Source organism: Bacillus sp. B.PNR1 (assembly GCF_030386235.1).
Classification (GTDB): domain Bacteria; phylum Bacillota; class Bacilli; order Bacillales; family Bacillaceae; genus Bacillus; species Bacillus stercoris.
Window position 1 is genome coordinate 1,210,642 of sequence record NZ_JANYMN010000001.1, and the last position, 12,800, is coordinate 1,223,441.

Consider the following 12,800-nt stretch of genomic DNA (forward strand, 5'->3'; position numbering starts at 1 on the left):
TGAAGGCATCAAGAATTTCTTTATGATTCATACGATTTACTCCCTTCTATGATGTTTTGCACACTCTTAAAATCCAATTTCCCTTGCGCCACCTCTTGCATCAATCCGATGATTTGCTCGTCTGTATACGTGCCCGTTGTTTGATGTGCTGCGCTATGATTTTGTTTTTCAGCCTTTGAGGCCAAATGGTTAGATAGAGCTTGCACTGTCTGACATTCAAGGATTTCTCGGCCGGTCATCTTCAGCTGTGTGGTTTTTTCGATATGCCGCATCAATTTTCGGCCAAGAATTGAATCCATCCCATAATCCAGAAAATTTCTATTAAAATTGATTCGATCCTCAGATAAGTCCAACTCTCGTGCTAAAAATTGAACAATGATCTTTTGAATATGGGTTTCCCCACTCATATATTGTGAACGCTGTTTAACGGCCTCTGATTGCTGAGTGCCTGACGAAACCCAATACCGCTCCCTTGCAAATGGATAACCAGGTAAAGAAACCATCCGTACGTCATCGCCATCATGAAGGAGTTCCCAAGGAATCTGATATCCTTTCACCCAGCGTTCCGCAATGTTTTCCAAATTTCTTTCTTTTGCGAGAGCTTGCAGAGCTTCCTGTTCTTCTAATATCCCTTCTGTATATCCTGTATAAAGGGATCTCTGTTGGCCCGATACCCCACCATTCTTCATTGCTTCTGCATATTCCTTCAATTTTCGCACCAATTGCTCCTGATTGTTTACAACGATCGCGAGCCTTGCTTCCATGGCTTTCCTCCCAACCTGAAGCGTATATGCCACATCAGGTAAAGAAAGGTTGTGATTCTGCTCCAGATACGCAATCATGCGGCAGGCAGCATCCTGAAGCCGATCGTCGTTTTGGGCTGAAAGCACGATGACCTGCGGTGACTCATTACGCCGCTGCGTGAACGGCTGATCATCTTGGATGTATTCTTCAATGACTGCATGCGCATTGGTGCCGCTGATTCCCGTCGTGCTGATCGTTCCCATCCTCGGCTTCTGATTATTCCTGATCCATGGACGGTTTTCTTTGCAAAGCACAAACGGGCTTTCTTTAAACGGAATATACGGGTTTTCCGATTCACAGTGATGAGTAGCCGGGATGATCTGGTTTTTCATAGCCATCAGCATACTGATTAAAGCTACCGTTCCTGACGCTGCAAATGTGTGTCCGATTAAAGGTTTAATTGAGCTGATCATACAGAATTGCTTCTGCTTCGTATATTTGCTGAACACGTTCGTTAAGGCTTGGACCTCAAGCGGATCACCAATATTCGAGCCGGTACTGTGCGCCATCACATATTGAATATCGAGCGGATTGATTTCATTTTTTTCATAAATGTTTTCGATCAATTCTGCCTGGCTAAAAGGATTTGGCGCAGTAATGCCGTTGGTTTTTCCATCGTAATTCACGCCGCTGGCCTTGATGCAGCCATAAATATGGTCTTTATCTTCAATTGCCTTTGATAATGGTTTCAAGAGAACAGCAGCCACCGCTTCACCTGGCACAAGACCATGGGCATTCTCGTCAAATACTTTGCATTGTCCATTCGGAGACAGCATTTCGGCTCTTGTCAGCGCCTCAAAAGACATGTGAGAAATATTCAAGCTGACGCCGCCGGCTAAAGCCATTTCACAATCCCCCTGACGCAGAGCTGAACATGCCTGGTGAATCGCCACAAGTCCAGATGAACATGCTGCTGTCAACGCCATATTAGGCCCTTTTAAATCCAATGCGTACGCAATTCTCGCAGATAATGTGGCGTTTTGTGTTCCATTAATGTAATCCGTATCTCCTGTTAAATGCGCATATTCTCCTTCTTCCACACCTACATAGACACCGCAGGATTTTCCTTTTATCCGGTCTCCCATATAGCCGGCGTCTTCAAACGTGCGCCATGCTTCCTCTAGAAAAATGCGCTGGCGCGGATCCATGCTTTTGGCTTCTTTAGGCGATATTTGAAAAAACAGCGGATCAAACCGGTCTATGTCCTTCAAAAATGCGCCCCACCTTGGCACTGCTTTTTCTGGATCTCCGTTCGATCCCCCACAGTCCATGCGTTCGTCCGGGATGTCAGAGATACACGTTTTTCCGTTTTGCAGATTATCCCACAGCTCATAGACCGAATCAGCTTGAGGGAACCTGCCGCTCATGCCGATAATGGCGATCGGCTCATTGTGACCCTGTCCGTTGCTTTTTTTACTGGTTTCTGCTTCGGGAACTACAGGATTTGCAGCAGGAGCTTCTATGGACTTTTGCGACTCAGATGCATCATCCCGGTAAAATGCTTCAATCAGCTCTTTATGATCCGTTAAGAAAAAGCCGATCAATTCCTGTAAAGTCGAATAGCCGAAAAATAAAGCCGGTGTTACTTCGATGTTGAAATGCTTTGATAACACATTCGAAAATTTAGCCAAATAGATTGAATCAAATCCGAAGTCAGCCCAATTTTTGTTCACATTCAGCTTGTCCTTTGAAATCTTAAGCAATGTGTGGATATGCTCTTTCAAATCGTGTTCTAACCGCTTTTCAACGCTTAGTGTTTTTACCTCATTGTTTTTTTCTTGTACGACAGGGACTTGAGTGGCCGGTTCTGGAATTACTGGTTCAGTCATTCCTAAAAATCGGCTGACACGGCTTGGTTGACCGGCTATCACGAGGTGCTGAGCATCCTGCTGAGCTAGAATATGCTCAAACATACGGATGCCTTCCTCGGCTTCTAGGAAGCGTTGGCCGCTTGATTTCAGGTACATATCAGTTGTTTCTTCATCACCGATTTTCATTCCGCCATCTTTCCATACAGGCCAGTTGATGACAAACGTTTTGCCGCTATGCAGCTGGTTTCTGTATTGTGCGTAAGCCATCTGAAATCGGTTGCCAATCGCATAATCACAACATCCAAAATCCCCCAAAACCGCCGAAGAAGAAGAAAAATAACACATAAAATCAAGGGCTTCATTTTTAAGCCATTCATCAAGCGCTATTGTTCCGTTGATTTTCGGTTCAATGACGTGCTGAAAGCTTTCGATCTTTTTGTCAAAAATAGCAGAGTCGCTCTCAATTCCGGCTGCATGAATAACACCGTTGATTTCACCGAATCGGTCTTTCCCTCTTTTTACGCAGTCTCCCATCGCGATAGGGTCAGATACATCTGCTTCTGCATACATCGCTTCGCCGCCTAGATTCTTTAATTCTTTTATTTTCTTTTGCTTTTCTTCATTGAAAGGCGATCGCCCTGTCAAAATCAGGTTTGCGGCATAGTTTTTAGCCAAATGCTTGGCGAATAAATAGCCGAGCCCTCCTAACCCGCCTGTAATCAGATAAGTCCCGCTAGATTTTAATTTGCTGTTGTTCGGTTGTAACGTTGTCCGTTCTATGTGACTTACATACCGTTTCCCATTTTGATACAAAACAGTTTGTTCTATTGAAGCCTGTAATTCTGACCACATATTACGTGCCCAATCATCCATCGATCCTTGATCTGCCGGCTGAAAGATTCCAGTCACTTTTGTGTGCGGAAGGACAAGCCCGAGCGATCGTTCGAATCCAATCCATGATTCCAGATAGCTTCGGTCAAGGCCATTTTCAAAACATCCTGCCAGCATCAGCCGTAAAGGATGCAGCTTTGCTGCGGACATACCTTGTAATAAATAGACAATACAGGAATGGTCCTTTATACAGCTCTTGTCTTCCGCAGGCCACATATAGAGAATTGCATCTGGCTCTCCATGTTCTTCTTTAATGCTCTGGAAGGCCTTTTCAAAAGTAACGGGTTCTTGCCGCACAATCTGGTAGCTATATTCAGACTGTTTGCTGTACACTTCGCCCTGTGATATAAAAATGAGCTTGGTGTCTTGATCAACGTTTTTCAGGGCTGAATCAAATGCGTTTTGCTTTTCTCTTTCAGTCAGAAAACAGATGATCGTTTTGATACGTTTCGGAGCGTGGGTTGCCGGCTCTTCTTTCCACACTTCTTGAAATGTCATAACCTCGAAAGGTTCTTCTCTTTGCTGATCAAGATTTTTTTCTATAGGCGCCGGGGCCTTTGCCGGGCCTGGTGCCCAATATCGTTCTTTTGCAAATGGATATGCCGGGAGACTGATCCGGACAGGCGTTTGGGTGCCGTACAGCATATCCCAGTCGAAAGACAAGCCTTTCACCCAAAGATCCAGCAGTTTCGTGAATTTCCCTTTGCTCATCCATGCTTCTATGATTTTTTCCGTATCCTCATCCGCTGATAAGACTGCTAATGCTTTTTTGTTATCATCGATGCGATCCAGATACAGGCTGTCTGCTTTGTTTTCGATAAAATCGTTCAGCTTTCTCTCAAGATCCTCTAGTGATTCCGCTATAAAGGCCAGCCGTTCTTCCATTGCTTCACGGCCTGTTTGCAAGGTATAGGCGATCCTGATCAGGTCTGTTTCGCGGTACCTTTTTTGTTTGATGGCTGTAAGCAGCTGTTCCGCTTTTTCTTGCAAGCGTTCCATGTTTTTGGCCGACAGCACAATCAGCGCTGGAGGATGGTCTTTCGGCGTTTGCGCCCCCGTTCTTGGAATATATTCTTCCAGGATGATATGGGCATTGGACCCTCCGGCGCCAAAACTGCTCAAGCCAGCGCGCCTAGGCACCTCTTGCCCGCCAATCACCGGGCGTTTCCATTCACCAAGTTGCTGCTGAACGACAAATGGCGTATGGCTGAACTCGATGTTCGGATTCAACCGCTGAGCATGCAATGATGGCGCAATTTGGCCATATTTAAACTGAAAAAGTATTTTTGTCAGCCCTGCAATTCCGGCTGCACTTTCACAATGACCGATATTTGATTTGCTGGAGCCGATCGCACAAAACTGTTTCTCCTGCGTATCTTTCTCAAATGCTTTTGATAACCCCGCTATCTCAATCGGATCTCCTAATGCAGTGCCTGTTCCATGCGCCTCTAAATAACTGATGGTTCGGGCAGAAATGTCGGCGCGCTCCATTGCTTCTTTAATTACCTGTGCCTGTGCATGAGGATTTGGAACCGTGTATCCATTTGTTTTTCCTCCGCTGTTAACGGCACTTGCCTTTATCACACCGTAAATATGGTCGCCGTCCGCTATTGCTTGCTGCAGCGGCTTTAACACAATCGCGCCTACGCCTTCACCGTCGACAAATCCATCTGCATCAACTCCGAATGATTTACATGTATCACTAGAAGAGAGCATATTCATGACAGATAAGTTCTGATAGTGAACCGGGTCGACGACTAAATTGACACCGCCGGCAATGGCGCAATCACTCGATCCGCTATAAATGCTTTCCAGCGCTAAATGAATCGCTGTCAGAGAGGATGAGCAGGCTGTATCGACGGCAAGGCTCGGGCCTTGGAAATTCAGCAAATAGGATATTCTGTTGGCGATAGACCAATAGCCGTAGCCTGTCGGATAATTTTTGTTCATAACTCCGGCAAAGACGCCGATTTTTCTGCTTGAACTGAGCGAGTCAGGCGTGTATCCCGCGTCTTCAATACTTGCATAAGCGGTTTGCAGAAATAATCGCTCCTGAGGGTCCATTCGTTCTGCTTCAAGCGGCGAAATCTGAAAGAATAATGGGTCAAACTTGTCCATATCCTTGATAAATCCGCCCCATTTCGTATAAATCGATCCTTCTTTTCCTTTTTCTTTATCGTAATAAGCTTTCCAATCCCAGCGTTCTTTCGGAATTTCCTCAATACAATTTCTTCCTTCTTTTAGGTTGTTCCAAAAGTCTTCTGCTGTTTCTGCCTGAGGATAGCGTCCGGAAATGCCGATAATGGCAACGTCACGGCTTGGAAGAGCGTTTGTCGGTGTTTCTTTTTCCCTGTTGAAGCCAAGCTTGCGATAGCGCCGTGTTCTTTTAACGGCCTCATCAGGTTTCTGTGAAGATTGGGTTCTGCTTTCGGCCGGTGTCTGTTGTTGAACTTGACGGTCAAGACCTGTTAATTTCATCAGCGCTTCTGTTTTTGTTTTGATGAAATGCTCCACTAACGCGTCAATGGTCTGGTACTCGAAAAATAGAGTGCTGCTTACATGGTCAAATTCTTTACGCAATGTATTCGTCAGCTGGACAACAACGATAGAATCAATGCCGTACTTTTCAAGCGGTTCAGATGACTCAATCTTACCTGCAGGAATTTTCAACGTTTCTCCGATTAGTTTTTTCATATAATCTGTGCTTTTTTCTCTTAGAAGAGCATGTTTAGATTGTCCTGCTCTCTCTGAATCTATGGATTGAATGCAGGCTGGCTCCTGATAAGACGCTTGTGAAACATCCTTCTCCGGCAAGAGCTCATTTTTCATTATACGGCGAACCAGCCCGTTGCTTGAGGCTGCGACGATTTGGTGACTCAGATCATGGGCTTCCTCGGCCGGGAAAAAGACAGATTCAAAGCCTTCGCTTTCGAGTGCCGCTTTCCAGCTGTCAGGATGTAAGCCTGGACAGCCGGGAATCCGCACTGCAGGATCTTCATACAGCCACCAGCCTTCCAAAAGACCAAAGGTGATGTGAGGAAACAGGCTGTTTCCCGCCATTTCATTCAGCAGCAGCATTCCGTTGTTTTTCATCACTGCTTTTGTATGCCGCAGGGTTTGACGGATATTTTTTGTCGCGTGAAGGACATTAGCCGCAATGACGACATCATAGCCGCCAGCCTCGATTTCCTGCTGATCAATCGGTTTTTCCACGTCAAATAGCTGATAAGTCAGGTACGGATTTTCCACCCCATATTCCTTTTCTGCATGCAGCAAAAATGCTTTCGACAGATCTGTATAGCAGTATTCGTTGATATGCTTTTGATATGGTTTCAGTTTTTCAAAGATTCCGGCACTCGTGCCGCCTGTGCCCGCGCCTATTTCCATAATGCGAATTGATGCCTCAGGATCTTGCTTCAGACGTTCATCCAGATAAGCTAATAATGTATCGGCAAGCACTTTATTAAAATAGTCTGCCACTTGGTTATGCTTATAAATGCCTTCCACCAATTCCATCGAGGATTGCGGGAACATGACATCTGTTGCCGGGACTTTCCCTGTCAAAATATCCGGCAGTGCTTTTAGCATGGCCTCTGCTAAGACAACCATCGCCTTTGTCTCGCTGTCTTTGAGCCACTTTTCTTTTTTGGCGTTCCATTCTTGCCAAAGCAGCTCGATATCCTCTGCTTGAACCTTCCCCACCAATGAATCTCCATCTTTCTTAAGATAGCCATGCTGCAAAAGAAATTCGCTGCTTTGCCGAAGCCATTTTTCATAAAATTCACGATTTTTGTATTGTCGAAGACGTTCAACCGATAATGTATGACCATCAAACAGTTCAGCCGTTTGCAGCTGTCCTAACAACAGCCTGTAAAGAAGATCGTCTAGTTCTTCATGTGTTGCTCTTTGTATTCGTCCCGTTTTCGGCAGACGCTCCATCAGGCTCTCTGCATCTGCTGAAGATTGCTCGGGATATAGAGTGATGCATTCATTCTGATTCACGCCTTCGACTGCTACAGGCTTTGTCGTATGAATGAAAGCCGTTTGGCCGACTGGCCCAGAAAGCAGTACGTCCAGCGCCTTCATTGCTTCCGCAGGCTCAATTAAACCTAAGCCGATTTGATTCATAAGCTGTACATAATGTTCATCCTCAGCCGCTTCACTATTCCCCCAATATCCCCAGTTCATGACTTTTACAGGGCATGCCCAGCTCTGGGAAAGCTGGTGAGCAAAAGCATCTGCAAATGTACAGCCAGAGGCATAATGGCTTTGCTTCACATTTTTGATATGTGCCACAAGCGAAGAGAAAAATAAAACAAAATCTACATTCTCCCGGCGGAACACTTGGGCCATCCGAATACTGACATCGATCTTCGCCGCAAGTCCGGCGGTGAATTCTTCAAACGTCATATTTTCCAGGCTTTGTTCAAATAAAACCATCGCAGAGTGAACAATCCCGTGAATATGAGGATGGCGTTTTTTCACTTGATCATATGCCTGCTGCAATGAATGCTTATCGGCAGCATCGGCTGCAATATAGAAAGGCTCAGGGCCAAGCGCCGAAAGACGGTCTATTTTCGACTCGATGGCAGCATTGATTTGACTGCGTCCAATCCAAACGATCTGCGCCTGGTAGCGGCGGATCATGTACTCACTCCATGCCTCTCCAATGTACCCGGCGCCTCCAATGACCACATACACCCCGCCTTTTCGATAAAGCGTGTCATTTGCCAGTGAGTGCCGATACGGGATCAATTGCTGCTGATGCCATTGCTGATTCCGATAGGCCCAAGCGTGTCCGAGACGGTCAGCAGGGAGCGTAAACATTTGATATACGGGCCATGTGCAGTCTTTTTCCAGATCAAGAAGACGGATTTTCCAATGCGGATATTCCTTTGCCATTGTGCCGGCAAGTCCATGGATGCTTGCATGAGCTGGTTGTACTGTCTCATGTTGCGTAACCGGCTGCGCTTGGATTGTCACAAGAGACCATTCAAGTTGTTTCTCGCCATAGCCTAATTGCAGGTAAGCTTTCACAAGCTTAAATAAGTGAAGAACAGCTTCTCCTTGTCTATCACTATTCTCCAGGTCTGATGGGGCAATCCACAAGACATGGTCAATGCTTCCGTACGTTTGCAGTTTGTCCGTTATTGCCTCAATGTCATCCGCAGGGCGGATATCGACAAAGGAAATTTGCGGATAATGATGCTTTATGAAAGTCCGATCAGCTTCAGCAGCTCCGCATAAAACAGCTCTTGTACCAGCAAACGAAGCATTATCCTCCGCTTCTGGAGAGACTGGTTCCCAGACGGGGATCATCATCGTATGCCCGGTCAGCTGAGAAGCAGTTACTAGTTGAGACCTTGAATGCCGCTCTCCATCAAGCGCCCGCATTGAGGCACCCTTCATTCGCACACAAACATTTCCGTTCTCATCGCATAAATCAATATCATACTTTCTGACGTTGTCCTCCGCTTTACTGTCTGAACTGTATCGAATATAAGACCATATCTCCTCTGGACATAGGCTGAAAATATCAACCTCCTGCAAAGCAAATGGAAGAGACAGCGTCTGCGCTTGTCCAGCGGCATTGACTGAGCTAACGATAAAACCGACTGTGGCATGGAACGCGGAATCCATTAAACTCGGGTGGAGCGCAAAATGCTGCTTATCGTTTTTTAGAAAAGCGGGTAGCGAGATTTTTGCAAGCAATTGATCTTTGCCGACATAGATTTTTTCAATCCCTTGATAGCCCTTTCCATAGTCAAGCCCAATCTTTCGAAACGCTGCATAGCATTGTTCTGACGTCACTGTGTCCAGACTGCATTCTGTCTGTATTGATGATAGGTTTAAAACAGAAGTATCCGCTTCATCTGAAATGACTGCGCGGCCTTGGCAGTGTATCGTCAGGGCTTCTTCTTTATGTTCAGAGCTGCTATAAATGTCAAAGGAAATGTCCCCGTTATCCTCAGGATAAAGGCCAATATGTATTTCTTTTGGGTCATTTTCTATCGTGATAGGACGTATCCACACAATGTCTTTAAGCGACACAATTCTTTGTTCGCCGTCCAGGTCGCCTGCAGCTTTTTCCGCTGCTTCCCTTGCCATTTCTAAATAGGCAACGCCAGGCAAAATCTTCTGTCCCTGTACAACATGATCAGACAGGAAAAATTCCTTGCCTGTAAATACAGAGCTAAAGCGCTGCTCAGTAAAGTCTGATGTATTGCGGTGCACCAGCGGATGTAAGATGTGATTCACAGAGCTGGTTTTCGTTTCAGGAGCTGGGATCCAGTAGCGTTCCCTTGCAAACGGATAGGTCGGAGCACTGATTTTAAACGGCTTGCGATCGCCGTATAGATCGTCCCAGGTGACCCGCTTTCCTTGAACCCATGATTTCGCCATTTCGTTCATTTCACTGTCTGTGATCAAATTGTTATTCAGTGCATTCACCGACGTTGATCCAGCCGCCATTTGATCTTCTTTGGCTTGTCCGGTCCAGCAGCCCTCGATCTTTTCTTCGCCATTGGCAAACGCCTGAAGTTTAGCAGCTAAATCTTTTTTGTCTTTTGCGAAGAAAGCTGCGCGCTCCTCCATTTCAACCCGTCCTGTCTGCATGGTATAAGCTAACGCTATAAGATTGACGTCCTCGCTAAGAAAATCCAGAAGTTTAAGTGCGTAAGCCTGCAGACGATCTTTGTTTCTCGCGGACAAAGGTATCACTATTCCTTCATTTTTCGTTAAAATCGTCTCTGAATGGCTCTCTGCCGGAATATATTCTTCCAAAATAAGATGCGCATTTGATCCTGAAGCACCAAACGAACTTAAACCTGCGCGGCGGGGAAATGTGACGTCCATCCCGTTTTCTTCAAAAGATGGCTGCTCCCATTCCTTTGTTTCATGCTGAACAAAAAATGGGGTTTGATCGAGCTGCAAATAAGGATTCAGCTCTTCTGAGTGTAATGACGGCACCAATGTTTTATGATGCAGCTGCAGGACTGTCTTCGTTAAACCGCTAATGCCGGCTGCCGCTTCAGCATGGCCAATATTTGATTTCACAGAACCGATTGAACAGAATTGCTTGTCCTGCGTATTGCGGCTGAAAGCTTTTACTAATCCTTGTATTTCAATCGGATCTCCCAATGAGGTGCCCGTGCCATGGGCTTCAACATAGCTGATGGTGCGCGGATCAATTCCTGTTTTTTCTAGACATGCTTCAATCACATCAGCTTGGGCTACCGGGCTCGGTACTGTAATTCCGCTTACTTTTCCTACATGATTTATCGCACTGCCTTTGATGACAGCATAGATTCGGTCACCGTCTTGTTCAGCTTTTCGCAGCGGCTTTAGCAATACTGTGCCGACACCTTCTCCAGATACGTAGCCATCCCCGTCTTTTCCAAAAGTATGGCAATAACCGTCACTTGAGTGCATCCCTACACTGCCATAGCTGATATATTTAGCCGGATGCAGTGACAAATTGACGCCTCCCGCTAGCGCGGCCTCGCATTCTCCATTCCGGATGCTCTCTATTGCCAAATGAACCGCAGTTAATGAGGAAGAGCAGACCGTATCCACCGCCATGCTTGGGCCGTGGAAATTACAATAGTAAGAGACCCTGTTGGCTATTTGCGCGTAATTCAACGATAAAGGAAATGGATTGTTTTCTGATAGAGCTTCCGCCCCTATTAGCGAATAGTCCTTATGCATAACACCGGCAAACACACCGACATGCTGCCTTTTATTTTCTCCCTTTGGCGAAGCAATTGTCTCTGGTGTATAACCCGCATCTTCAATAGCTTCCCAGCACGTCTCTAAAAATAACCGCTCCTGAGGGTCCATCATTTCCGCTTCACGAGGAGAGATTCTGAAAAATTGAGGATCAAAGCAATCAGCTTCCTCGATAAACCCGCCCCATTTCGAGAGCGGCTTGCGTGCAGGGGAATCCAGACCATCGTTTTCTTTCCATTCCCAGCGTGAGTTCGGGATCTCTGTGATGCAGTCGGTACCAGCTTTAAGATGTTCCCAAAATTCCTGAATGTTTTTTGCCTTAGGATAGCGGCCTGCCATCCCGATAATAGCAATGTCCTCCCCGAGCTCCATTGAAGAGGCAGCACCTTCTGAATAATCCTTCTTTTGTGAAGGAGATTGGCGGACAGCATCGTCCGCCTCTCTAATTGAATAGTGATCAGCAAGATGTGCAGCCAGTTCTGCAATTGTTGTGAATTCAAACAGCAGTGTTGGAGCAAGATCCGCTCCAACCTTATCTCCAATTTCCTGAACCACTGTAAGCAACGACGGTGAATCTAGACCAAGCTCATAGTACCCAGCGTGGATATCCATTTGTTCTGCCGGCCTTTCAAGCTGCTCAGCAAGCAATTGACGCAAATACGTTTCAAATGCGTTATAGTCTCGACTTGTGTGCTGAGAGACAGCGGCTCTTTCTTCTTGAATTTCTTTTGCAGAGTGAAAGGCTGACCCATTCCGTACAGACTTGCCTGCAAACTGTCTCAGCTCGGCCACTTTTTGTCCTGATGAATTAAAATATTCAATCGTCATATAAGTGAGCTCTTTCTTCCGGCGCACAGATGAGGAGAGGATCCGTGCTGTACATCCTTTTTGCAATCGTTCTGAAGCTGAAAACGATTCATAACACAATGGCAGATACATCGTTTGATCTGAGAGCAGGCAGCTTGACCCTATACCACTCCCGTCAATGAGCGTGGGATGAAACAGAAAAGCATCAGAATGACGCAGCGCTTCCTGTCCGACTGCTAAATCAATTAAAGCACCCTCTTTGGTCTCATAAATCTGCCCTTCCGCCTTCATCATGCCGGTATGCACTAATTCTTGAGATCGGCATTGTTCATATATTTCATCTATATTTAGAATCCTGTCAGCTGTACGTTTCCACTGATTAAGGTCTATTGATTCTGCAAAAGCGGTTTGCTCTTTACGCTGCATGTCAGCAGTCACATATTGTCTCTTGTCAGATAGCGACTCTCCATGCTGTTTTTGTCCGTCGATGATAATGGACCATGTCCCTTCCTTTCTTTCAGACACGTGAATGGTCAGGGCAATGTCATATGACTCATCTACGATCAAAGGGTTAAAAATGGTTAGGTTTTTTAATTCAAGCTCTTGGTATGCATAACCATGTTCTTGGAATACTTGATAGATCAAATCTATATAAGCAAGGCCGGGTAATAACGCTTGTCCATATACCTTGTGGTTGGACATGATTGGATTTTTTAATGAAATGTGCAATTGTTCAGTTATCATTTTCCCACTCCTCTC

At 45.7% G+C, this 12,800-nt stretch carries 1 protein-coding gene; it reads right to left on the reverse strand.

Going from position 1 to position 12,800, the window contains the following annotated elements:
* Nucleotides 1–20: 20 nt before the first annotated feature.
* Nucleotides 21–12,785 carry a type I polyketide synthase gene (locus NZD81_RS06445; protein WP_282372140.1) on the reverse strand — a complete coding sequence of 4,255 codons (12,765 nt, stop codon included), beginning with the start codon at nt 12,783–12,785 and terminating at the stop codon, nt 21–23.
* Nucleotides 12,786–12,800: the final 15 nt, after the last annotated feature.